Here is a 25,066-nt window from a genome sequence, read left to right as displayed (position 1 = left end):
CGATCGTAGAATCGATATGAGGAATTCCATGAACGCTTTCAGTCCTGCGCAGTTTCGCGCACAGTTTCCCGCGCTGGCCGATGCCGGCATTTATCTTGATAGCGCTGCCACGGCCCTTAAACCGCAGGCGGTGATTGAGGCAACCCGCCAGTTTTACAGCCTGAGCGCCGGGAACGTGCACCGCAGCCAGTATGCCGACGCGCAGCGCTTAACGGCGCAATACGAAGCCGCACGGGATCAGGTCGCGCGCCTGATCAATGCTGACAGCGGTAAGAACATCGTCTGGACGCGGGGCACCACCGAGGCCATTAACATGGTTGCGCAATGTTACGCGCGTCCGCTGTTGCAGCCCGGGGATGAGATCATCGTCAGCGAGGCGGAACACCACGCCAACCTGGTGCCCTGGCTGATGGTGGCCGAACAAACCGGGGCACAGGTTGTAAAGCTCCCGTTGGGTGCGGACTTCCTGCCTGACGTGGCGCGTCTGCCTGAGCTGATTACGCCGCGCAGCCGTATTCTGGCGCTGGGGCAGATGTCCAACGTCACCGGCGGCTGTCCGGATCTGGCGCGTGCCATTGAGATTGCCCATGCCAGCGGCGTGGTGGTGATGGTCGACGGTGCGCAGGGTGTGGTGCATTTTCCGGCTGATGTGCAGGCGCTGGATATCGACTTCTATGCCTTCTCAGGGCACAAATTGTACGGGCCAACCGGTATCGGCGCGCTGTACGGCAAACCTGTACTGCTGGCCCGGATGACGCCGTGGCTCGGCGGCGGCAAGATGATTACCGAAGTCACCTTCGACGGTTTTAAAACGCAGGATGTGCCCTACCGCCTGGAAGCCGGTACACCGAACGTGGCCGGGGTTATTGGCCTGAGCGCGGCGCTCGAATGGCTCACAGAAACGGACGTGGTTCAGGCTGAAAGCTGGAGCCGAGGTCTGGCGACGCTGGCGGAAGAAGAACTGAAAAAACGTCCGGGTTTTCGCTCGTTCCGCGTGCAGGACTCCAGCCTGCTCGCCTTTGATTTCGCGGGCGTGCACCATAGCGACATGGTAACGCTACTTGCCGGATACGGCATTGCCCTGCGTGCCGGACAGCACTGCGCCCAGCCGCTGCTGGCGGCTATTGGCGTGAGCGGTACTCTGCGCGCCTCGTTTGCACCGTACAATACAAAAAGTGACGTCGATGCGCTGGTTTCCGCCGTCGACCGCGCCCTGGAATTACTGGTGGATTAATGACAAGTTCAGCTTTAGCCGGACACCCGTTCGGCACCGTTATTACTGAAGAGACGTTAAAACAGACCTTTGTCCCGCTCACGCAGTGGGAAGATAAATATCGTCAGCTGATCCTGCTGGGCAAACAGTTGCCTGCACTGTCAGACGAGCTGAAATTACAGGCGAAGGAGATCGCAGGCTGCGAGAACCGCGTCTGGCTTGGGTTTAGCGTATCCGGTGAGAAACTGCATTTCTTCGGCGACAGCGAGGGACGCATTGTTCGCGGTCTGCTGGCGGTGCTGTTGACCGCAATCGAAGGGAAAAGCGCCGCAGAGCTGCTGGCGCATTCTCCGCTGGCGCTGTTTGATGAGCTGGGGCTTCGCGCGCAGCTTAGCGCCTCGCGCGGTCAGGGACTGATTGCGCTAAACGACGCGGTGCTGGATGCCGCCCGTCAGGCTCAGGCCTGACGTTCCGCCTTCGCCATCATCTTCTTCAGGGCGTGAGAGACCGCCACAAAGCCGAAGGAGGCGGTCACCATGGTGGCCGCTCCAAACCCAGAGGCACAATCCATCCGCTTTGGCCCTTCCGCCGTGCTTTTCATCGCACAAACTGAACCATCCGCCTGCGGGTAGACCAGCGCTTCGGTGGAGAACACGCAGTCGACGCCCAGCTTGCCCTTGCTGTTCTTCACCACATTGAAGTCGCTCTTCAGGCGTTCACGCAGCTTGGCAGCCAGCGGATCCTGAATGGTTTTCGCCAGATCCGCCACCTGGATCTGCGTCGGATCGATTTGCCCGCCCGCGCCGCCGGTCGTGACCAGCGGCACCTTGTAACGACGACAGTAAGCGATCAGCGCCGCTTTTGGCCGCACGCTGTCGATGGCGTCAATCACATAGCTATAGCCTCTGCTCATGTACCCCGCGACGTTATCTACCGTCACAAAGTCGTCGATCACCGTCACCCGGCACTCCGGGTTGATGAGACGAATACGCTCCGCCATCACCTCGGACTTCGCCAGACCGACGTTATCACGCAGGGCGTGGATCTGACGGTTAGTGTTAGTGACGCAGACATCATCCATATCAATCAACGTAATTGCGCCAATGCCGGTTCTTGCCAGCGCTTCTGCCGCCCACGAACCCACGCCACCAATGCCCACCACGCAGACATGCGCATCCGCGAACAGTTGCAGGGCTTTTTCACCATATAACCGTGCCGTGCCGCCGAAACGCTGGCGCCAGGCATCGCTGATTACCACAGACATAAAACCTCAGATGTAAAAAGGGTGAGGTATTCCTCACCCTGAACCGTAATCCGCTTGCGCTCAGAATACCACAATCAGCCGCTGAATACGTTTCCGGTACCCGGCGCTGTCTTCAGCACCCACACGCGTCCGTAGTGGTTATACCAGCCTGCACGATGGCCAGCATCCGGGCCGATGCCCTGATAAATGTCGAAGTGCTGGCCTTTGATCGCCCCACCCACGTCCAGCGCCACCATCAGGCGTAATTCATATTTGCCGTTGAATTTGCCGTTGTTGTCGAGGAGTGGAACTTCCGCCAGGAGCGTGGTACCCGCCGGAATAATCGAACGATCCGATGCCACAGAAGCGCGGCCAATCAGCGGGACGGCGCTCGCCCCTTTCACCGGCGCAAAGTTCTGCGGTTTGAAGAAGACAAACGATGGGTTCTGCTCAAGCAGCTCACGCACTTCCGCTTCGCTGTGCTTTTCGCCCCACTCGCGGATAGCCTGCATCGACATATCTTCTCGTTTCACTTCGCCACGGTCGATCAGCACCTTACCGATGCTGCGATAGGCATGGCCATTTTTACCGGCATAGCTAAAGAAGTTCAGCGGCGAGCCGTCGCCAAAATCAATATAGCCACTGCCCTGCACGTCCATAATGAAGTTGTCCATCAGCGAGTTGCTGTAGGCCAGAACATAATTTTCGCTCAGCGCGCCGGCGTAGATCTCGGCGCGGGACGGCAGACGACCGCGTTTCGGCGGCATACGGTAAATGGGATACTGGAACTCGCCCTGGCGCGTGTGTCGCGCCTGGACAACCGGGGTGTAGTAACCGGTAAACTGGACGTTACCGTAGTTATCCGCCCCCTCCATCTGCCAGGCATCGATACCAAACTGGCGCATATTGCGGGTATCACCGCCTGCACGCAGCCAGTCCTGCACGGCACTATAAACGTTGTTCTGTGCGCCATACAGGCGCGGCGACGCTTTGCGGATCTGGTACACCTGCTCGGAGAAATCCCCGGCATTGATTGGAGCACCCACGGCATCGGGCTGGTTAACTAAAGAGAAAGGCTGGGATAACTTCCCGTCTTTATACTGTTGACCGCGATCGGTCGGTTTGGAAGAGCAGGCCGCAAGAATCGCCACCATTGCGCCTGTCATCAGATACTTCGCCCAACGTCCTTTCATTATATCTCGTCTTTTAGTTGCCCAATTCCGCGAGATGAAGATAACAAACCCACCGTGTTAATGAAATGCAATCGCCTTCCCTTTGGCAAATTCTGCACAAAAAATAGTCCAAAGTGGCTTTTGCCGTTCATTTTGCATACAAAATAATGAATTATGTGAAAAAGGGGTTGCATCACAAACCTATCCGAGTATAGTGCGCTTCCACGGACGCGGGGTGGAGCAGCCTGGTAGCTCGTCGGGCTCATAACCCGAAGGTCGTCGGTTCAAATCCGGCCCCCGCAACCAATTAAAATTTGATGAAGTATCTTCTACGACAGTAGAAGTTTTTGCGAAGTAGTTCGAATCACAGCAAGGCGACGACGCAGTGAATCCTTAGGAGCTTACTCCAGTAAGTGACTGAGGTGAACGAGGAAAGTCAACGCAGATGTGGTTTGAAATACGAAGCAAAAAGACGGACGCGGGGTGGAGCAGCCTGGTAGCTCGTCGGGCTCATAACCCGAAGGTCGTCGGTTCAAATCCGGCCCCCGCAACCAATCAAATTTGAAGAAGTAAGTTTCTACAAGTGTAGAAAGACGGACGCGGGGTGGAGCAGCCTGGTAGCTCGTCGGGCTCATAACCCGAAGGTCGTCGGTTCAAATCCGGCCCCCGCAACCAACACTTCTTAAAACAATAAACACCCTGAAGGGTGTTTTTTTGTATCTGGCGTTTGTGAAAATGCCGGGCATGATACCCGGCTTAATGCCCTACCCCCGCCGCGCCAGCGTTTCCCCGTCTGAGAAGTAGGCCCGGATCCCCGCCAGAATCGACTCCGCCACTTCCTGCTGGAATTTAGCCGTCTTGAGCTTACGTTCCTCTTCCACGTTACTGATAAACGCGGTTTCGACCAGAATGGAAGGAATATCCGGCGCTTTCAGTACCGCAAATCCGGCCTGCTCGACGCTGTTTTTGTGCAGCTTGTTGACCCGGCCCAGTTTGCCCAGCACCGCTTTACCAAACTTCAGGCTGTCGGTAATAGTCAGCGACTGCACCATATCAAACATCGTATGGTCGACGTAACGGTCGCCACTTTTGCTCACACCACCGATTAAATCCGAGGCGTTCTGCGTGTCCGCCAGGTATCTCGCCGCGGTGCTGGTCGCCCCTTTTGTTGACAGGGCAAACACTGAGGATCCGCTCGGCTGGCGGCTGGTGAAGGCATCCGCATGAATAGAGACAAACAGATCCGCGCGCTGCTTTTGCGCTTTTGCCACGCGGACCTTCAGTGGAATAAAGACATCTTCGTTGCGCGTCATATAGGCGCGCATATTGCCCTCTTTGTCGATCAACGCCTTCAGACGACGGGCAATTTGCAGCACCACATCTTTTTCGCGGGTGCGATATTTCCCGACGGCGCCGGAATCTTCTCCGCCGTGGCCAGGATCGAGCATGATCACAATCGGGCGATCGCGCCCCGCCTTGCCAGGCTTTGGACCACTTTGCGCTGGCGGAACCTGGCTGTCGAGATCGCCTTTGTTGTAATCCTCAAGTAATGCCAGGAGCGGATCCTGAATATCCGTCGCATTCGCTGGATAGAGATCCATCACCAGACGCTCCTTAAAGGCGGCAACAGGCGCAAGGGCAAAGAGCTGCGGTTTCACGTTCTGCTTCAGCTCAAACACCATGCGCACGGTTTGCGGATCGAACTGCCCGACGCGCGCCGATTTGATAAACGGATCGTCGCCACGGATTTGTGCTGCCATGCCTTTAAGCACGGAGTTGAGGTTCACACCTTCGAGATCAACCACCACACGTTCAGGATTGCTGAGGGCAAATTGCTTGTATTTCAGCACGCGATTGGACTCGACCGTCACGCGCGTATAGGTCGACGACGGCCAGACGCGCACCGCGACTACCTGGCTTGTGGCGGCAAGACCCACCTGGCTGACGCTAAGCAACCACATCGCCCCGGCCCCTTTTAACAGGCGGCGGCGGCTTATTGCTGAATTGGATCCCGACATGCTTCTCCCGAGCAAGAAATCTGATTGATGAACAAAACGCCCAAATTGACCGAAAACTTTAACGAATGACGCATAAACTGTCATCTATAAAAGGGTAAACAATCATACGTTAACGCACGGATTACTTATTATTTTCTGTGGGTCGCAGAAAATTTAGGCTTGCACACGCGGCCACGATCGAATAAAAATACATAAATTACGAATAAACATTCACTAAGGGTTGTGTCATGGTTAAGGAACGCAGAACCGAACTGGTCCAGGGATTCCGCCATTCTGTTCCCTATATCAACACCCATCGGGGAAAAACGTTTGTCATCATGCTTGGCGGCGAAGCCATTGAGCATGAAAACTTTTCCAGCATCGTCAATGATATCGGCCTGCTGCACAGCCTCGGCATCCGTCTGGTGGTGGTGTATGGCGCACGTCCGCAAATCGAAGCCAACCTGGCCGCCCATCACCATGAGCCGATCTACCACAAACACACGCGCGTGACGGATGCGAAAACCCTCGAACTGGTCAAACAGGCGGCGGGTCTGTTGCAGCTCGATATCACCGCCCGCCTGTCGATGAGCCTGAATAATACGCCGTTGCAGGGCGCGCACATTAACGTGGTGAGCGGCAACTTTATCATCGCTCAGCCGCTCGGCGTGGACGATGGCGTGGATTACTGCCACAGCGGCCGCATCCGCCGTATTGATGAAGACGCCATTCACCGCCAGTTAGACAATGGCGCGATCGTCCTGATGGGGCCCGTTGCCGTCTCCGTAACGGGTGAAAGTTTTAATCTGACCTCAGAAGAGATTGCCACCCAGCTGGCCATCAAGCTGAAAGCGGAAAAAATGATCGGCTTTTGCTCCTCGCAGGGTGTCGTGAACGATGAGGGCGTAATTGTGCCAGAACTTTTTCCGAATGAAGCCCAGGCGCGCGTGGAAGCGCTGGAAGCAGAAGGCGATTACTATTCCGGTACCGTGCGTTTTCTGCGCGGCGCCGTTAAAGCGTGCCGCAGCGGGGTGCGCCGCAGCCACCTGATCAGCTATCAGGAAGACGGTGCGCTGTTGCAGGAACTGTTCTCCCGGGACGGGATCGGTACGCAGATCGTCATGGAGAGCGCCGAGCAGATCCGCCGTGCCACCATCAACGATATCGGCGGCATTCTGGAGCTGATCCGTCCGCTGGAACAACAGGGCATTCTGGTTCGCCGCTCCCGGGAGCAGCTGGAGATGGAGATCGACAAGTTCACCATCATTCAGCGCGATAACCTGACCATTGCCTGTGCGGCGCTTTATCCGTTCCCGGAAGAGCAGATTGGCGAAATGGCGTGCGTTGCCGTGCACCCGGATTACCGTAGCTCCTCGCGGGGGGAACTGCTGCTTGAACGCGTGGCGGCACAGGCGCGCCAGATGGGTCTGAGCAAGCTGTTCGTGCTCACCACGCGCAGTATTCACTGGTTCCAGGAGCGCGGCTTCACGCCGGTGGATATCGATTCCCTGCCGGAAAGTAAGAAAGAGATGTACAACTACCAGCGCCGCTCGAAGGTGTTAATGGCGGACCTGGGATAACAGTCACCCTCTCCTGTTGGAGAGGGTGTTCACTCAGACAGATTCAAATATCGCGCTTAATCCGCTTCTGCGCTCGGTACGGGTGGCAATCGCCTGACTCAACACGCGCTCATCCGCATACAGCGACAGGCGCTGGCGCGCACGGGTAATGGCTGTGTAGACCAGTTCGCGGGTCACTACCGGCGACAGCTGTGTCGGCAGGATCAGCGCCGCATGGTTGAACTCGGAGCCCTGAGATTTATGTACCGTCATCGCCCATGCCGTTTCATGCTCTGGCAGGCGGCTGGGCTGGACGGACTTCACGCTACCGTCCGGTAGCTGGAACCAGACGCGCAGACCGTTACCGCGATCGAGCGCAATGCCGATATCCCCGTTGAACAGCCCCAGCGCACTATCGTTGCGGGAGATCATCACTGGCCGGCCTTCATACCATCGCGAATGCAGCTGACGGTTAATTTTGCGTTTCTGCACCAGCAACTGCTCCAGCCTGTCGTTCAGGCCCGTGACGCCAAACGGCCCTTCCCGCAATGCGCACAGAAGCTGGTATTCGCCAAATGCGGCGATGACCTGTCCGGGCTGACTGCGCTGCTGCACGCAGCTCAGAAAATGCTGGTATCCCTGGAGAGCCTCCTCAAGCATAGCCTGATACTCTTCTCCGCTTTGCAGCGATTTCTTTTCAATGTCAGTGAAGGTACCGTCAAACACCGTGCGCGTGGCGTGCCTGTCGCCACGGTTGACCGCCGCAGCCAGCTGGCCGATGCCGGAGTCGCTACCGAAACGGTAGCTTTTTTGCAGCAGGCACAGGCTGTCACGCAGTGCGCCCGCGATCGGCGTGTGATCGGGTTCAAGCGAGCAGCCGGTCAGACGGGCGAGCTCCTGCGCCCGCGCGGCGGTATAACCGTAACTGGCGTAGGTACAGATATCTCCCAGCACCGCCCCGGCTTCTACAGAGGCGAGCTGGTCGCGATCGCCCAGGAAAACCACCCGCGCATGGGGTGGCAGAGCATCAATCAGGCGCGACATCATGGTCAGGTCGATCATGGAGGCTTCATCCACCACCAGCACGTCCAGATGCAGCGGATTACCCGCATGGTAGCGCAGCCGCTGGCTACCCGGCTGCGCGCCGAGCAGACGGTGCAGAGTACTTGCTTCACCCGGGAAAAGCGCAAGCTGCTCCTGAGTGAGCGGCAGCTGTTGCATCGCGCCGCCCAGTGATTCGGTCAGACGCGCCGCAGCCTTCCCGGTGGGCGCCGCCAGACGAATACGGCATCGCTGCTCTCCTGAAAGCTGTATCAGGGCTGCCAGCAGCTTTGCGACGGTCGTTGTTTTCCCCGTTCCCGGGCCGCCGGATATCACCGAGATCCGCCGCGTCAGGGCGACGGCCGCCGCCACTTTCTGCCAGTCTGTGTCCTCACCGGAGTCAAACAGCCTGTCCAGCGTCTGGCGAAGCTGTGCTTCGTCGCAGGGAAGCGGCGCATTGGTCTCACTAAAGAAACGCGCTACCGTCAGTTCATTTCGCCACAGGCGGTTCAGGTATAAGCGCTCCCCCGTCAGGATCAGCGGTGCCTGGTTGTCTCCCGGCCCAACGGCTGACGATTCCCGCAAGATTTTCTGCCAGTCCACCTTATCTCCCAGCAGCGCAAAGCAGGACTGGAGGACAGGCGGCATTTTCTCGTCAACCACCAGACGCGAGAGCGGCAGACACACATGCCCCTCTCCGGCATCTTTACTCAACAGGGCAGCGGCAAGCATCACGGCGGGCTGGTCAGCGGCAATCATCATGGCAAACTGCACGTCCAGCTGACGCAGCACGCGTTGCTCTACCGCATCCAGCAATAAGTCCTGCATCGTCATGCCATCTCCTCCGTGTTTGCTGCAAACAGGTTATCCATTTTATTAATCAATTCCGCATCCGGACGAGTGCTGAAGATCCCGGAGCGCGGATCGGCAGCGTCAACCCCGCGCAGGAACAGGTAGATGACGCCGCCAAAATGATCGTCGTAGCGGTAATCCGCAATACGGTGGCGCAAATAGCGGTGCAGCGCCAGGGTATAGAGCTGATATTGCAGATCGTAGCGATGCATTTGCATGGCGGCCGCCATCGCCTGCTGGGTATAGGCTGCGCTGTTCTCGCCCAGCCAGTTTGATTTGTAATCCAGCAGGTAGTACCGTCCTTCGTGACGGAAGACCAGGTCGATAAACCCTTTCAGCATGCCCTGCACCTGACGGAAGTTCAGCGGCGGGCAACCGGCTGACAGCGGATCGTACTGACGGATAAGCGCATCGAGCGCGTCGGCCTTAAGCGGGCCTGCGACGGGCAGATAAAACTCCATCTCAACCTGCTTATTTTTGGCCGTTAACTGGCGAAGAGAGAAGCCCTGCGCCGTCAGCGGCGCTTGCAAAATGGCGTTGATCCAGTCAGTGAGAACGGGCTGCCAGTGCGCGTCATAGCCTCCGCTCTGCAACATCTTCAGCACCCACTCCTCACTGACAGGCTGGGTGAAATCAAGCTCTTCAAAAAGGCTGTGCAAAAAGGTGCCCGGCGACGCGCCGCGTGGGAACTGATGCGGAGTTAACGTCGGTTCAACCGGAACATCGCCTACCCCTGCGGCATCCACGTCCAGCTTCGGCATGAGATCCTGCGCAATACTTTGCCCTTGCTGTTGCAGGCCAGAATAGCTGGTGACGCGCCAGTCGTCGGCAAGCACCCGTGTGATCTGGCGCGCGTTAAGATCGGTCACGGGCTCTTGCGCCATTTCCCAGCGGCTGTTGTCTGGCAGAGAAGGGATATGCAGGGCGATATCGTCTCCGCAAAGCGACTCAATACAGAGGCGCAACCCCGCCGCATCTTTTGGCTCACCACGCTGAATAAGCCGCCCTAAGGCGCTTAAATGGAAATCGCTCTCCCCTGTTTTTTCCCCGCGACGGCGGAAAACCGGCGCGACGCCCAGGCTGCAATGCCAGACAGAACGGGTCAGCGCCACGTAAAGCAGGCGCAAATCCTCCGCCAGACGCTCCGCTTCCGCCAGCTCAACGCTGGTTTCCGCCTTGCTGAGATCGAGCACCGCATCGAAAGTCTCGCGGTCATGATAATAGGCCTGATCCTGAACGCGGTAGTTGGCGATAAAGGGCAGCCAGACCAGCGGATACTCGAGACCTTTCGATTTGTGAATGGTGACGATTTGCACCAGATGCTTATCGCTCTCAAGACGCATCTGCTGGCTTGCGGCGTTACTGTTTGGATCCGCGATTTGCTGCGCCAGCCAGCGCACGAGGGCATGTTCACTTTCAAGCTGGGTGCCGGCTTCCTGCAACAGTTCGCTGATGTGTAAAATATCGGTAAGACGCCTTTCACCGCCCGATGACGCCAGCATATTTTCGGCAATCTGACGCCGCGTCATCAATTCGCGCAGCATCGCCATGACGCCGCGTTTTTGCCAGCGTTCACGGTAATGGACAAACTCTTCCACCACCGCATCCCATGCGTTTTCGTCATGGTTGAGCTCATCAATATCGCGCGCGTTCAACCCCAGCATAGAGCTGGCCAGCGCGCTTCGAAGCGTATTTTCGCGCTCCGGCGCCAGTACCGCCTGAAGCAGCCAGAGCATTTCCTGGGCTTCCAGCGTGTCGAACACGCTGTCACGGTTAGAGAGATACACTGACGGAATATCCAGCAACGTTAGCGCATCGCGGATTAACGCCGCTTCCTGACGACTGCGCACCAGCACGGTAATATCAGAGGCTTTAACAGGATTTGCCTGTTCCCCCTTCCACAGCAGCGCCTCGCCGCGGTTGCCTGCGCTCAGCCAGTCACGGATTTGCGCGGCGCAGTGCTGGGCCATCGCCGCCTGATAATCAGCAACGCCATAGCCTTCCCCTTCAAGCAGCCAGAAGGTCATGGCGGGCTGCTCCGCGCCACTGACTTCGAAGCGCAGGGATGCGTTTTTTGGGGCGGATTTCACCGGCAGAAAAGGGATTTCCTTGAACATGAACGCCGTCTCCATACGGCTGAACAGCGCATTGACGCTCTCAACCATCCCCGGAGCGGAACGCCAGTTGGTGTCTAACGTGTAATGCGCGACAACTTCACTACGGGCTTTCATATAGGTGAAGATATCTGCCCCACGGAAGGCGTAAATCGCCTGTTTAGGGTCGCCAATCAACAACAGGGCAGTGTCGGGCTGCTGTCGCCAGATGCGGCGAAAAATGCGGTACTGCTGGGGGTCGGTGTCCTGAAATTCGTCAATCATCGCCACCGGAAAACGGGTACGGATCGCGCTGGCGAGCGCTTCACCATTCTCGCTGGACAGGGCTTCGTCCAGGCGGCTCAGCATGTCATCAAACCCCAGCTCGCCCCGGCGACGTTTTTCGCGCGCGACGGCCTGGCGGATCTCCGTCATGGCGCGGGTGATCATCAGGTCATTGAGCGTTAATGGCTCCGCAAGCAGCGCTTCAATCGCCACAAACAGGGGATGCTCAGGCACAATACCGTCGGCTTTGGTTCGCTCGGTCAAAAAGCGTTGCGAAAATTTTTCCAGTGCGTCCGGAAGCTGGTAACCCCGCGTCTCCTCCTGGGCCCAGGCGCTGATCTTTTCGATCCACTTCCCCTGGTTCCCACGGTTGAACTTGCGTCTGTCGATGCCTGAGTTTTCGATGATTGCATCAATTTCACCAACCGACTCATTCCACTTCTGCTTAAGCGCGGTAATTTTGGCGACGATCTTTTCATGGCGCGAGGCCAGCGTTTCATCGGCAGGCGGAGGAGATTTAATGACCGGCGCCTCGCCTTGCAGGTAACGGTCGATGGCGCGAAGAAGCTCTTCCGGACCTTTCCACAGGGCGTGAACCGCTTCGGCAATGTCGCGCTGCAACGGATAACAGTGTCGACGCCAGAAATCCGCACAGGCCTGATAGCGAAGCTCGGATTCATCTTCAATAAGCTGCTGCTCAAAGAGCATGCCGGATTCAAACGCATTCAGGCTCAGCATGCGCTGACAAAAACCGTGAATGGTGAAGACGGACGCTTCATCCATTTGCCGTTCGGCCAGCAGCAGCCATTGCGCAGCCTGTTGCTTATCCGCAATCTCGTCCAGCAGGCTCGCGTAGAGGGGGTTATCCGTCGTCTGACGCAGACAGGCGATGCGCAGCTCATGAATGTTGCTGCGAATACGGCCACGCAGCTCGGCAGTGGCCGCTTCGGTGAAGGTTACCACCAGCAGCTCTTCCACGCTTAACGGGCGCGAAAAAGCGGCGTTGCCGCCGAGCCCCAACAGCAGACGCAGATAGAGCGCGGCGATGGTATAGGTTTTTCCCGTTCCCGCTGAGGCTTCAATCAGTCGCTCACCCTGTAGAGGTAAACTTAGGGGATCAAGCGGCTCAGCGGTATGGGTCATTCTTTCTTACTCCAGGGCATTGTTTGTTGCAGCGCGCTGACGCTCTTCCAGACGGTCCACTCTTTTGATTTTACGTAGTCCGTTTTCCCGTTCTGGCTGCCAGAAACCTGAGACAGGATGGCCATACCCTGCGGTTTTACTACCGCCTGATGGAAGAAATCGGCAACCTTTTGTGGCGTCAGCTGTTTTATTTCGGCCACTATTTTATCATGCGAATCAAATTTCATATTACCGCGATCAAAATCTTTGCTCAGCTGCGAGGCCTCTTCACCCAGCGTCTGCGGCGGCTGCATCACCTGGGCGATTACTGCCTGCTGGATTTGGGCAAACTCTTCCGGCTTCATGGCGCGCAGTTTTGCTTCCGCCTGCGGGAAGAACGCCTGATAACGCTGCCACAGGTAAGCGGGTTGCTTGTCACTGCTTTGCAGAAGGAAGCCCAGCCCCCACTGACGGCCCACATTCATGGAGAAAGCGAACACCGCATAGCCCAGCTGCTCTTCGGTGCGCAGCTGGTTGTAAAACCACGGCTGAATAATTTGACCAAGCACAGCACTCTGGGCAGAGCTGGTAAATTCGTCATAACCGACAGGGACAAACACCGCGGCCAGCGCGGAATCCGTGCTGCTTCCCGCTTTTTCGAAGATCACGTTCTGCTTTTTCTCTACCAGCACATCCTGGTTACGGCACCACTCATCGCCTTTTGAACCCAGTTGCGCACGGACGTTTTGCGCCAGCGTTTTAGCCTGATCTTCGCTCATATTCCCTACAACCAGGAACTCCGGACGGGTATTGGTTTTCAGCGCATCACGGTAAGCCAGCACCTCTTTTAAGGTGACTGAGGGCAATATCGCGCGGCGATCTTCGCGCTGGAAGTACGGAATTTGCGACAGCATCTGTGCTGGCATAATCGCCTGATCGTAGGCTTTACCCTTCTCGGCAGAATCCATCATCTGGGCATACCAGGACTTAGCCTGCTCGAGCTGTTCTTCCGTAGGCGTATAGCTGAAATAACCGTCCAGCAGCGCCTGGAACAGCTGCGGCAAACGCTGGGTATAGCCGTTGGCATTCACCATCAGGCCGTTATTGGCGTTGGTGGAGAAACTGATACCACCAACGGCAGCCTGGTTGCTGAGCTGATCGAGGGCAATACCGGCCAGATAATCATTAAGCGCAAACAGCACCTGGTTTCTGGCGCTGTCCATTGCTTTGGGGTTACGCAGCACCACGCTGACATCCGCTTTTGGCTCGTCGGCGAAATAGCGGCTTGGGGTGTAGACCACGCGCAGCGTCGGCTCATCAACAATCAGCTCCGGGTGCGGATACGCCTTTGCGGGTTTGATCAGCGAGAAATCGTCCGGAATGTAGGGGTTAAGCTCCGGTAACTTCAGCGCAATTTCCCCCGCCTTTTTCTGCCAGCCCGCGAAGGTCTGTTCGCTGATTTTTTCAACCTGATACGGGGCATCAACGAAGTAGGCCATTTTGTTATGCGGTTCGTTCGGGCTGATATACCAGACGCGGGCATTCTGCGGAGTCATCATCGCCAGACGCGCTTTGAGCGCTCCGGCGTCAAACTGGTCGGCAATATTTACCGCATCCAGCGTATGTTCCACCGGCACGCGGATCATGGTATCTGCCAGCCACTCAACGTAGTCCATATCACGCGTGATAGAGGGATAGCGGAAATCGAGATCCAGCACATGCGCCAGCTCGTCAAAGTAGCGTTTATCGACGCCTTTGTCGCGCAGCAGAGAGAGATAACTGAAAATGGCCGCAACGACGTCGTTCCGGTGAGCCAGCCCTTTATCGGTCAGCGTCGCGGAGATGGCCAGCACGCCGCTATTCCCATTTACAACGGGATCGGAGTCAGCGCGAATACCTTCCACCAGCCCCTGCTTTTGCAGCCAGTCGGAGAGCGTACCCGGGCTGCGGTTGCCGATAAGATACGTCACCAGCTCGTCGGTTTTGCTGCGGAACTGCGCCGTGTTGTTATCAATACGGAATTCAACGCGTAACACCTTGCGCGGCAAGGCCGGCACATAGTGAATAACAATGCCTTTTTGCGCGTCCGTGACAACTGGCACGTTAATCTGCGGCAGATCGATATTTTTATTTGGCACCCTGCCGTAGGTCTGCGCGGCCATGTTTGCCAGCGTCGGCAACGGTTTATTGCTGTAGATAACCGCTTTCATCAGATTGGCGGAATAGTATTTTTCACGAAACGCATGCAGCGCATCGAGCACCGGGCTACCTGGCTTGTCGCTCAGCGTTTCAAGGTTGCCGCCTGAGAAGCGCGAACCCGGGTGCGCCGGATTGATGGTTTCAGCACTAACCTGCGCCATGCGCATACCGTCTCGCGTGCGCGCCATCGTCAGTTCGGCGTTCACGGCATTACGTTCACGGTCAGCGTATTTTTTATCCAGCAGCGGTGCGGCGATGGCATCCGCCAGACGATCCACCGCCCCATCAAGCGCATCATTTTCCACTTCCAGGTAAAACGCGGTGCGATACGGCGCGGTACTAGCGTTGTGGCTGCCGCCATGCATTTTCAGAAATTCGGACAGGCTGTCAGGCTGTGGGTATTTTTTAGATCCCATCAGCGTCATGTGCTCAAGGTAGTGCGCCAGTCCCGGATGGGCGTCAGGATCTTCCAGCGAACCCACCGGCACAACCAGCGCGGAGAGCGATTTCACCGCCTGAGGATCGGAAACCAGCAGTACGGTCATCCCGTTATCAAGACGAATCGCCTGATACTGACGGGTGTCCTTATCGCTCTTACGGATTGTTTCCTTGACAGGTTGCCAACCGGAATCGGCCTGTGTGACGGGAGCCCAAAGGGCGATAAACAAAACAAACGCTTTGAACAAGGTGCTGCCTGGCATTACGACCTCTTTATCACGGCTACATCATTAACAACGTGCGTGCTGGACACGCCAGCATCTCTTTCTTTGGGTACATCAGTCCGTGATAAGAGGTGCATCATAAATGAACACCTCATACTGCGCAATTTTTATACAGCACTCAGGACTGATTAAATTTGTATAACGGTAACAGGTAGCGTTGCGCCTCCTGGGTGATAATGTCGAAATATTCTGGCTCCAGCGTTCGCCATAAACGTTGATACCAGACATCGTCACCTTCGCCACGTACCATCATGTTCCCTTCGTAGGCCTGCAAAAACTTGCTGCGCGCTTTCTGGAGCGAAGCCTCATCCGTTAACATGGCATTATTCTGCGCGTCATAACAGGCTTTTATCCATGCCCCCCCACTTTCAGGCAGCAAAAGCAGGGGTTTGTTCATGCCCTGACGGTAACCTTCAATATAAAGCGACAGGTACGTCAACGCCTGCTCAGGCTCCATCCGCGGGAAGCGCCATTCGCCGTCCTTACGTACAAACAACCGGCTTTCACCTTCGTGACCACTCGCACTGTAGACAAGATGTTCGAGCCAGAGTTGCAGGCCATGTGAAACGCTGAGCATGGATGGGCGCCAACGCAGCAGCCCGTCAGACTGCACGTGCGTGAGCCAGCCGCTAAGGTGCATACCGTTACAATCGAGATCGATTTCAATGCTGCTCGCCGGCTGCCGACACGCGATAACGCGGTCAGCTAGCGCTCGCATCTCCTCGCACTGGGCATCCCAGACGATTTCACCGAATGCACCATACGGAAGTAATCCCGACGCCCTGTAACGTCGGAACAGTTTACTGGCGTCTTCTTCGTCAACCAGCGCATTCAGAAGCTGGGAATTAAGCTTAAAACGCTCCAGCCCATCAAGAATAAACGGTTCCGCATCGGGGATTTCGCTCTCTTCAGAGCGGAAATTCACCTGCAAGCGTTGCTGGAAAAACGCCCGAACCGGGTGTGCCCAAAAGCGCTGTAGCTGCTCAAACGTGAGGGTGTCTATAGCGCGCGGTTCGAGCGCCTGAATAAAATCGGTTTGCGGCGTCCCCGCTTTCTTCGCGGCGGGAAGCCACTCGCGGGCATAGCTTTGCAGTTCATCAGGAACGTAGTTGACAGGATCGAACGGCATACGGCTATGGTGGCAAGTGATATGCGCTATCACCCGACGTTCGCTTTCGTCGCAGTTGCAGGCTTCATCGCCCGGCAGATAGTGGCTCTGTCCAATGTAGTCCACCAGCTCCTGCACCAGCACAGACGGGAAACGCTCGCTGTTATCCTGAATTGAACGTCCGATATAGCTGATATACAGCCTGCTTTGCGCAGACATCAGCGCCTCAAGGAAGAGATAACGGTCATCATCGCGGCGGCTGCGGTCACCCCGCTTCGGTTGTGCGCTCATAAGATCAAAGCCCAGAGGCGGCAGCGCACGCGGATAAATACCGTCGTTCATGCCAAGCAGACAGACCACTTTGAACGGGATTGAACGCATTGGCATCAGGGTACAAATATTCACCGGCCCCGCAAGGAAGCGCTGGCTGATGCGCTCCTGATCGAGACGTTGCGTCAGCTCATCACGCAGAAGCGAAAGGGGAACCGCCTCGTGATAGTGCGAATTAACCCCTTCATCAACGATGGCCTGCCACTGCTTCTCGATAAGCGCCATGGCGGCTTCAGTTTCGCTGTCCGGCAGGAAGAAATCATTCAGCATTTCGCGGCAAACTGGCAGCCACTCTTCGAGCAGGCGGGGCTGCATCAATGCACGGCGCCAGCGGTTGAGCTGCATAAGCAGCGTGGCTAAGTGACCAACCAGTTCCGCGATCAACCCACTGGATTCATCGTACGGCAGCACGTCATTCCATTCGCCGTGGATGCTCTCCATTGCATACCCCAGCAGCATGCGCGTCAGCCCAAACTGCCAGGTATGCTGGCCGGTTGCTGGCAGTTCGAACTCCTGGACGTTATCATCGTCGATACCCCAGCGGACACCGGATTCGTTGACCCACTGGCGCAGATAGCGCAACCCCTCTTCGTTAATGTTGAAACGTGCGGCCAGAACTGGCACATCCAGCAGTGCCAGCACATCCTCAGAGATAAACCGGCTATCAGGCAGCGAAAGCAGGCTGATAAAGGCCTGTAGCGCCGGGTGTGACTGACGAGCGCGACGGTCAGAGATTGCGTAGGGCAGATAGCGGTCGCCCGTTGCGCTGCCAAATACCGCCTGAATAAACGGGCTGTAGCTGTCGATATCCGCCACCATCACCACGATATCGCGCGGTGTCAGGGTTGGGTCGTCCTGCAACATGGCCAGCAGGCGGTCATGAAGAATTTCAACTTCACGCTGTGGGCTGTGACAAACGTGGATCGCGATACTACGATCGTCAGGATCCAGTTTTCGCTTCTTATCGCTTCGCGCAAACTCCTCGGCAGTGATCCCGGCAACGGCACGGTTCTCTAAATCCAGAATATCAAGCTGAATATTGTGCAGCAGGCTATCCGGCGTAATATCGGCAAACGCATCCACATCCCCTTCTCCCGAGGAGGTGATATCTGAAAGCAGATAAATATAGTCACGTCCGAGCTTGCCCCACGAGGCAAGCAGCGGGTTCGGCAGGTTCTGAATCCCCTCTTCATCAAAAAGCTGCGCCGCGTTTTCACTGTCTTTAAACAGCGGCACCGCGCGTTCTTCAAAGAGACGTTTTCTCTGACGGGTGACCAGCCGTGAAAGCCAGCGCGGATCCTGAATATCCCCCCAATAGTGCCGACACGGGTTGGTAAAGAGGATATGGATATCAGTGTGCTTACCGAGCGCTTTTAGCGCGTTCAGGTAGACAGGGGGCAACGCGGAGATACCGCAAATGAACACGCGTGACGGCAAACGGGCTGGCCGTTCTGCGCTGTTCTCAAGTATCGAGATAAAGCGATCGTACAGGTTAGCACGGTGCCACTTAGGCTGACCGAGTTTCCCGGTATGCTCGACCAGCGCTTTCCAGAGCGGCGCCTGCCAGATTTGCGCTTCCGGTAACCCATCGACTAATTCTCCTGCTTCCCAGCGAATCAGCCAGTCTGCACGGTAAACCAGATACTGGTCATAGAGGTCGGCAGTACGTGAGGCCAGCTGGAAAAGTTTACGCTTGTCGGCGTCGTCATTCAGGTAGTGCCGCAGCATGGCAAACTCATCACGCGCCAGCATGTCCGGCAGCAGCGTCATCAGTTTCCAGGCCATGCTTTGTTTGTTGAAGGCGCTCTGCTCAGGGATGTCCGGCAGGACGCGAACAAACATCTCCCAGATAAAGCTCGCGGGCAGCGGAAAATCGATGTTCGCCGCAATGCCAAATTTCTGCGAAAGGGACATTTGCAGCCACTGCGCCATACCGGTGCTCTGCACCAGCACCATTTCTGGCTCAAACGGATCGTCAAGACGCTCTTGCTCAACGATATACTCCATCAGTGCTTCCAGCACATCCAGACGATTTGAGTGGTAAACCCTTAGCATAAACGCTCCCGACTAGCGGCTAACCGGGCAGTGCAGACGCGTTAACGCGCCCTGCCGCCCCATAGGAGAAATAAGTGTGACCGTGATGCTGACACATCCGGACTGTGTTGTCTGCCCCCGACTGACTTGCCAGCCCGGCGGGAGTGTTAATGTTGAGATCTGCGATTGATTCCACGCATGATGCCATAGCTGACGATACTGGCTAAGCGCCGCATACCGGGCTGCCAGCGCGCGATGATATCCGGATAACGCCGTCACAACCACAACCAGCAACATCATTGCCAGCAAAACCTCCACCATGCTAAATCCTTTTTGTCTGCTCAGGGTAACTGACATAGCGTACTTTCCTTAAGGGGGCAGAAATCACTCCAGCCGTGGGCGGAAAAGCGTATCTGCCCTTCCGCGATGTCCCCGCCTTGCCATAGCAACAGATCGTCATTGCCGGCAATAAGCAAAACACGCTCCCCAAACAGCCTTACACAGACCCGCAAACGCTGTGTCTGTTTGCACTGAACCTCTGGCTGTAAAGCCCATTCCTGAACGCGCCCCCACTCCAGTGCAGATTGCACGGCAGCCTGCTGGCGAACAGACAAACTCTCGCCACTTACCAGCGTGCTAAAGGTTTGCAACTGCTGATTTAATCCGGTGAGGATCAGCGTGCCGAGCACCAGCAATAGCAGGACCAGCGCCAGCGATGACATGCCCCGCTGACGATTCACAGATTAAACCCCGTTACGGTATGGCGAGCCGAAAAGGGGGCGGTCAGTTCACCTTTACGGCGGGCACGCAGCTCGATACTGATGACCGGCGCAAAGCCAGCACGATCGGTTTTAGTGACCATAAATTGCTCTATCAGGACCCGATCCGGGTCGGTGAGCTTATCCCATCCCTTACCGTCACAGGATGTGGCGCCCCGCAGCGTTTCAAGCGATCCGGACTCAAGCCGGAATCCCGTACTGTCGTTTTCTGACGCGGTGCTATCCCACTGGCCGTTGCTGTTCGCATCCCATTGCACAATCGCACATCGTCCTTGCCTGCCGATGATCATCCCCTGTCCCTGGCAATGCCCTGCACAGTATCCTGCTCTCTGAAACTGTTTACCGACCGCGAACAGACGTTGCCAGACCTCATCCTCCAGCTCCTGCTGCCCGGATTGCAGTAAAACCCCCCGCTGTAGCCCCGGTAAAAAACGTGACGTGCTGAGTAACAGAATGCTGCTTATCGTCATCGTAATCAGCACTTCCAGCAGGGAAAACCCTTTTCGATTTACTGGCATGCACCTTCTCCTGCGGCATTACACAGCCTGATACGTCCGCCATTTGAGACAATAACCCACCACCCACCAGCGCGGCTCTGCACCCGGATATGTCCGGCCCACGCGGTATCTCTTAAACCGTAAAATCCCAGCGCAGGTGTTATGTCGCTTATCGTGACCCCTGGCCACATCGGCTTCATCACGAACGGTCCGCCGCTGTCACAACCGGTCACCGCTGAACTGGCCAGACAGTTCTTTTCACCGTCGTTATACTGCGCGATCCTGTGCTCGCTGTTGTGACGGTTGGCGTCATTGCGCAAAAACACCAGGTAATCCCGCACCTGGCAGGCGGTTTGCCAAAGCCGCTGCCGCTGCTGCCAGCTGTCCCAGCCATAGAGTCCTGTGGCGCTGAGGATCACTGCCAGCGAAACGGCGATAAGGGTTTCGATAAGCGTAAAGCCTTGTTCGTTTTTCATGGCGGGAGTGTGGAGGAATAGCAGAAACGGTGCGAGCGTCAAACCAGAACTTTACGAGCCGCTTTCAGGAGATTTTCACCCGTTGCAACGCGTTGCATCATCTCTGGAAACAGGTTCGAAAAACAAAACGGGCGTGAAAAAAAACCGGCGCTAAAGAGCACCGGTTGTGTCAGGATTTGCCGTATCAGATGGCGACAGGAGCTTTAATGCCGGGATGCGGGTCGTAACCCTCAATCTCGAAATCATCAAAACGGTAATCGAAGATCGAGTCCGGTTTACGTTTGATCACCAGCTTCGGCAATGCACGCGGTTCGCGCGTCAGCTGGAGATGCGTCTGTTCCATATGATTGCTGTAGAGGTGGGTATCACCGCCCGTCCAGACAAAATCGCCCACTTCAAGATCGCACTGCTGCGCCATCATGTGCACCAACAGCGCGTAGCTGGCGATGTTAAACGGCAGGCCGAGGAACACGTCGCAGGAGCGTTGATAGAGCTGGCAGGAGAGCTTGCCGTCCGCCACGTAAAACTGGAAAAACGCGTGGCAAGGCGCCAGCGCCATTTTATCCAGTTCACCCACGTTCCAGGCAGAGACAATGATACGGCGCGAGTCCGGATCATTTTTCAGCTGGTTTATGACGGTCGTGATCTGGTCGATATGGCGGCCGTCCGGGGTAGGCCACGCGCGCCATTGCTTGCCGTAGACCGGACCCAGGTCGCCGTTCTCATCAGCCCACTCGTCCCAGATGGAGACATTGTTTTCATGTAGATAAGCAACGTTGGTATCGCCTTGCAGGAACCAGAGCAGTTCATGAATGATCGAGCGCAGATGGCAGCGCTTCGTTGTCACCAGAGGAAAGCCTTCTTGCAGATTGAAGCGCATCTGGTGGCCAAAAATGGAGAGCGTACCGGTGCCGGTGCGGTCGTTTTTCGGCGTGCCCTCGTCGAGCACTTTTTTCATCAATTCAAGATACTGTTTCATGATTCCTCAGGAAAGTTGTTGCTGTGGACGACGACGATACGCCCAAATCATCATAATGGCACCCGCGACAATCATCGGGATGGAGAGGATCTGCCCCATGCTGATGTACTGTACCCATTCACCGGTAAACTGCGCATCCGGCTGGCGGAAGAACTCGACGATGATACGAAACGCGCCGTAGCCAATCAGGAACAGACCGGAGACAGCCCCCATTGGACGCGGTTTGCGGATATAAAGATTCAGGATGATGAATAGCACCACGCCTTCCAGCGCCAGCTCATAGAGCTGTGACATATGGCGCGGCAGGACGCCGTAGGTATCGAAAATGGGCTGCCACTCAGGATGCGAAGGCAGCAGCGCGATATCCTCTGCGCGGGAGCCCGGGAACAGCATGGTAAACGGCACGCTCGGATCGACACGCCCCCACAGCTCACCGTTGATGAAATTGCCCAGACGCCCTGCGCCCAGCCCAAACGGGATTAACGGCGCAATAAAATCAGCCACCTGGAAGAAGTTGCGTTTGGTGCGTCTGGCGAAGATCACCATCACGAGGATCACACCAATCAGTCCGCCGTGGAAGGACATACCGCCGTCCCAGACGCGGAACAGATAGAGCGGGTCGTTCAGGAATACCGGGAAATTATAGAACAGGACATAACCGATGCGACCTCCCAGGAATACGCCGAGGAAGCCGGCATAAAGCAGGTTTTCCACTTCGTTCTTCGTCCATCCACTGCCCGGACGACTGGCGCGACGGCCAGCAAGCCACATGGCAAAAACGAAGCCCACCAGGTACATCAGACCGTACCAGTGCAGCGCTACAGGTCCTATTGAGAAAATAACCGGATCGAATTCCGGAAAATGCAGATAACCACTGTTCATCTGTCACCACAAGATGTTGTTATTCCGCTGAAAGTGGACAGCGGGTGAATTGCATTCCCGCCGTTGGCAGGTGCTCCAAAGTTGCGAATCATAGCATAAGGCAGGCGCGGAGGATGCGCCTGAGATGTAAAAGATGTGTATAGGGGTTCATGCGCGCAGTTCTCCCTCACCCCACCCCTCTCCCTCAAGGGAGAGGGGTCGTCCGAGCAGTCATTATTTTGTGGGGATCAGCGGCCGCCGCGGATCAAACCGCCCATGCCGCGTCGCTCCATAAACGCAGCCACCTGATGGCGCACTTCTGCTGCCAGCTGTGCTTCCAGGCTACGCGAGGCCAGTTCGCGCGCCTCATCTTGTTCGATGTGACGTAACAGGTATTTCACACGCGCAACGGAACGTCCGTTCATTGACAGGTGACGGAAACCGAGACCAATCAGGATCGCCACGCACATCGGATCGCCGGCCATTTCACCGCACAGGCGCAGGTCGATATTATGCTGCTCGGCTTCGCGGGCGATCATCGCCAGGGCACGAAGCATCGCCGGATGCAGGCTATCGTAGATGCTGGCAACACGCGTATTGTTGCGATCGACTGCCAGAATGTATTGCGTTAAGTCGTTGGTACCAACGGAGATAAAATCAACGCGGGTCGCCAGCTGCGGCAACATAAAGACCATCGAAGGCACTTCAAGCATCACGCCGATACGGGGTTTAGGGATCGCATAGCCGATCATCTCTTCCACTTCGCGCCCTGCACGTTCTATCAACCGCCGCGCTTCGTCGATCTCGTCAATACTGGTGACCATCGGCAGCAAAATGCTGAGATTCCCCGTGGCCGCGTTGGCACGCAGCATGGCACGAACCTGGATAAGGAAGATTTCCGGCTGATCGAGGGTTATGCGGATCCCACGCCAGCCGAGGCAGGGATTCTCTTCACTGATGGGCATATAGGGCAGTTGCTTATCCGCGCCGACGTCCAGGGTGCGCAACGTGACGGGTTTGTCATTAAACATCTGCAACATGCCCTGATACTGCGCCACCTGCTCCTCTTCTGACGGGAAGCCGCTTTGCAGCATAAACGGTATTTCAGTGCGGTAGAGGCCGATGCCATCGATGCGGCTGCCGAGCTTCTCTTCATGCTCGGGGCTTAAGCCAGCGTTGAGCATCACCTTCACCCGCTCACCGCTCTTGAGCTGCGCGGGCAGGTTGACGTCATCTTCCGCCAGCTTGCTTAATTCATTCTCTTCGCTGATAAGACGCTGGTACTCCTGAAGGAGAACCGGTTCAGGATCCACCAGCAACTCACCACGATATCCGTCCACCACCAGCGTACGGCGATGCAGTACGGAGGGCTGAATATCCGCCCCCATCACGGTCGGAATACCGAGCGCGCGCACCATAATGGCGGCATGGGAGTTAGCAGCGCCATCGCGCACCACCACGCCCGCCAGCCTGTCCTGCGGTAATTCAGCCAGCGTCGTCGCTGAGAGTTCATCGGCCACCAGCACAAACCGGTTCGGCCAGGCGTTCGCCCCCTGAATAGTATCATCGAGGTGGAACAGCAGACGTTGCCCAAGCGCGCGTAAATCGCCGGCGCGCTCTTTCAGATAACCGTCAGTCAGCACCGCAAACTGCTCAGCAAATTTTTCAATGACCTTTTTAACCGCCCATTCTGCCACCGACCCTTTATCGACCTCGGCAAATAACTCACGACGCAAACGCGCATCGGAAAGCAGGTGTGAGTAGAGATCGAAAATAGCCGCCGTCTCTTTTTGCGCGCCAGCGGCAAAGCGTTTGCTGTAGCGACGAAACTCATTCGCCGCCTCTTCCAGCGCAGCGGTAAGCCGTTCGCGCTCAAGCGCTTCATCCAGCGTCGAGGCTTCATAGACCTGCTCCATCAGCGGGAGCGTGGCATCCATCCAGCCTTCGGCAATCGCGACGCCCGGCGAGGCCGGAAGCGCGCGGATGCGGGTATGACGATACTGCCCAAAAAGGGCTGCCAGCTGAGACTGGGAGAGGATAGCAGCCATCTGCGTTGCCAGCGTGACGAGGAAAGACTCCTCGCTTTCGTCGTACTGCCGCAACTCTCGTTGCTGGACAACAAGCACGCCAAGCAGTTGGCGGCGCTGAATAATCGGCACGCCAAGGAAAGCGCGGAACCGCTCCTCTTTGACGGAAGGGATATATTTGAAGCTGGGGTGTTTTTGCGCATCGGCAAGGTTGATTGGCTCCGCCAGTCGCCCGACCAGGCCAACAATACCTTCATCAAACGCGAGCGTGACGGTGCGTCCCCGTGGTTTTTTTAAACCGCGGGTTGCCATCAGGTAGTAGCAACGTCGGTCATGATCGGCCAGGTAGACCGAACAGACCTCGGTTTCCATCGCAAGACAGATGTCCGTCACCAGAATATTCAGCGCCTCGTTGAGGCGAGGCGCACTGGCAACCTTTTCAACTATTTCTCGCAAGCGGGTGAGCATGATTTGCGT

General features: G+C 56.6%; 17 protein-coding genes and 3 tRNA genes. 6 read left to right on the top strand and 14 right to left on the bottom strand.

Annotated elements, in window-relative coordinates:
* Positions 1–28 precede the first annotated feature (28 nt).
* Together csdA and csdE are read left to right on the top strand one after the other, a co-directional pair.
* Positions 29–1,234 (top strand): cysteine desulfurase CsdA, encoded by a 1,206-nt coding sequence (gene csdA / locus ACOTX4_RS02240; protein WP_063937896.1) that lies wholly within the window; start codon positions 29–31, stop codon positions 1,232–1,234.
* Entirely contained in the window at positions 1,234–1,680 is a 447-nt protein-coding gene (gene csdE, locus ACOTX4_RS02235) for a cysteine desulfurase sulfur acceptor subunit CsdE (protein ID WP_003862762.1), read from the top strand. The genes csdA and csdE overlap by 1 nt, the downstream gene beginning before the upstream one ends.
* On the opposite strand, the gene tcdA is transcribed toward csdE, so the two are convergent.
* Both tcdA and mltA read right to left on the bottom strand, forming a co-directional pair.
* Positions 1,671–2,477 carry a tRNA cyclic N6-threonylcarbamoyladenosine(37) synthase TcdA gene (tcdA, locus tag ACOTX4_RS02230; RefSeq protein WP_047654172.1) on the bottom strand — a complete coding sequence of 269 codons (807 nt, stop codon included), beginning with the start codon at positions 2,475–2,477 and terminating at the stop codon, positions 1,671–1,673. The genes csdE and tcdA overlap by 10 nt on opposite strands.
* Before the next feature lie 74 nt (positions 2,478–2,551).
* On the bottom strand, positions 2,552–3,649 hold the full coding sequence (mltA, locus tag ACOTX4_RS02225; protein WP_003862765.1) for a murein transglycosylase A: 1,098 nt from the start codon (positions 3,647–3,649) through the stop codon (positions 2,552–2,554).
* A gap of 208 nt (positions 3,650–3,857) precedes the next feature.
* Between mltA and ACOTX4_RS02220 the strand changes: the two genes are divergently transcribed.
* From ACOTX4_RS02220 to ACOTX4_RS02210, 3 genes are all read left to right on the top strand, one after another.
* Positions 3,858–3,934: transfer RNA gene (locus ACOTX4_RS02220), tRNA-Met, on the top strand.
* A 171-nt stretch (positions 3,935–4,105) separates the two neighbouring features.
* Positions 4,106–4,182 (top strand) — tRNA-Met (locus tag ACOTX4_RS02215).
* 44 nt (positions 4,183–4,226) lie between these two features.
* Positions 4,227–4,303: transfer RNA gene (locus ACOTX4_RS02210), tRNA-Met, on the top strand.
* A gap of 89 nt (positions 4,304–4,392) precedes the next feature.
* On the opposite strand, the gene amiC is transcribed toward ACOTX4_RS02210, so the two are convergent.
* Positions 4,393–5,646 (bottom strand): N-acetylmuramoyl-L-alanine amidase AmiC, encoded by a 1,254-nt coding sequence (gene amiC, locus ACOTX4_RS02205; protein WP_003862766.1) that lies wholly within the window; start codon positions 5,644–5,646, stop codon positions 4,393–4,395.
* 227 nt (positions 5,647–5,873) lie between these two features.
* Here amiC and argA point away from each other — a divergent pair, with 227 nt between their 5' ends.
* Positions 5,874–7,205 (top strand): amino-acid N-acetyltransferase, encoded by a 1,332-nt coding sequence (gene argA / locus ACOTX4_RS02200; RefSeq protein ID WP_003862767.1) that lies wholly within the window; start codon positions 5,874–5,876, stop codon positions 7,203–7,205.
* Positions 7,206–7,238: 33 nt separating this feature from the next.
* Here the strand turns inward: argA and recD are convergent, their stop codons facing one another.
* The 11 genes from recD to ptsP all read right to left on the bottom strand — a co-directional run bounded on the left by recD (position 7,239) and on the right by ptsP (position 25,057).
* Positions 7,239–9,059 carry an exodeoxyribonuclease V subunit alpha gene (gene recD, locus ACOTX4_RS02195; protein ID WP_023323692.1) on the bottom strand — a complete coding sequence of 607 codons (1,821 nt, stop codon included), beginning with the start codon at positions 9,057–9,059 and terminating at the stop codon, positions 7,239–7,241.
* Positions 9,056–12,598, bottom strand: coding sequence for an exodeoxyribonuclease V subunit beta (gene recB, locus ACOTX4_RS02190; protein ID WP_193147449.1), 3,543 nt, complete (start codon positions 12,596–12,598; stop codon positions 9,056–9,058). Before recB ends, recD begins: the two co-directional genes overlap by 4 nt.
* Positions 12,595–15,477, bottom strand: a complete 2,883-nt coding sequence (gene ptrA / locus ACOTX4_RS02185) for a pitrilysin (protein ID WP_063937892.1) — start codon at positions 15,475–15,477, stop codon at positions 12,595–12,597. Before ptrA ends, recB begins: the two co-directional genes overlap by 4 nt.
* Positions 15,478–15,616: 139 nt before the next feature.
* Positions 15,617–18,991, bottom strand: coding sequence for an exodeoxyribonuclease V subunit gamma (gene recC / locus ACOTX4_RS02180; protein ID WP_047654174.1), 3,375 nt, complete (start codon positions 18,989–18,991; stop codon positions 15,617–15,619).
* A 12-nt stretch (positions 18,992–19,003) separates the two neighbouring features.
* On the bottom strand, positions 19,004–19,327 hold the full coding sequence (locus ACOTX4_RS02175; RefSeq protein ID WP_003862776.1) for a prepilin-type N-terminal cleavage/methylation domain-containing protein: 324 nt from the start codon (positions 19,325–19,327) through the stop codon (positions 19,004–19,006).
* The gene (locus ACOTX4_RS02170; RefSeq protein ID WP_003862778.1) at positions 19,312–19,710 is read right to left on the bottom strand and encodes a DUF2509 family protein; all 399 of its coding nucleotides are present in this window, start codon (positions 19,708–19,710) and stop codon (positions 19,312–19,314) included. Before ACOTX4_RS02170 ends, ACOTX4_RS02175 begins: the two co-directional genes overlap by 16 nt.
* Complete coding sequence (locus ACOTX4_RS02165) at positions 19,707–20,267, bottom strand: prepilin peptidase-dependent protein (RefSeq protein WP_032610062.1); 561 nt, start codon at positions 20,265–20,267, stop codon at positions 19,707–19,709. The genes ACOTX4_RS02170 and ACOTX4_RS02165 overlap by 4 nt, the downstream gene beginning before the upstream one ends.
* Positions 20,258–20,722, bottom strand: coding sequence for a prepilin peptidase-dependent protein (locus ACOTX4_RS02160; protein ID WP_047654175.1), 465 nt, complete (start codon positions 20,720–20,722; stop codon positions 20,258–20,260). The genes ACOTX4_RS02165 and ACOTX4_RS02160 overlap by 10 nt, the downstream gene beginning before the upstream one ends.
* 184 nt (positions 20,723–20,906) lie before the next feature.
* The gene (gene thyA, locus ACOTX4_RS02155) at positions 20,907–21,701 is read right to left on the bottom strand and encodes a thymidylate synthase (protein WP_003862785.1); all 795 of its coding nucleotides are present in this window, start codon (positions 21,699–21,701) and stop codon (positions 20,907–20,909) included.
* Positions 21,702–21,707: 6 nt separating this feature from the next.
* Positions 21,708–22,583, bottom strand: coding sequence for a prolipoprotein diacylglyceryl transferase (gene lgt / locus ACOTX4_RS02150; RefSeq protein ID WP_032610063.1), 876 nt, complete (start codon positions 22,581–22,583; stop codon positions 21,708–21,710).
* 227 nt (positions 22,584–22,810) lie between these two features.
* Complete coding sequence (ptsP, locus tag ACOTX4_RS02145) at positions 22,811–25,057, bottom strand: phosphoenolpyruvate--protein phosphotransferase (RefSeq protein ID WP_060580302.1); 2,247 nt, start codon at positions 25,055–25,057, stop codon at positions 22,811–22,813.
* Positions 25,058–25,066 lie beyond the last annotated feature (9 nt).

Origin of the sequence: Enterobacter cloacae complex sp. IR5459 (genome assembly GCF_049238005.1) — a bacterium.
Taxonomy (GTDB): domain Bacteria; phylum Pseudomonadota; class Gammaproteobacteria; order Enterobacterales; family Enterobacteriaceae; genus Enterobacter; species Enterobacter hormaechei_C.
This window is presented reverse-complemented; position numbering and strand designations above follow the sequence as displayed.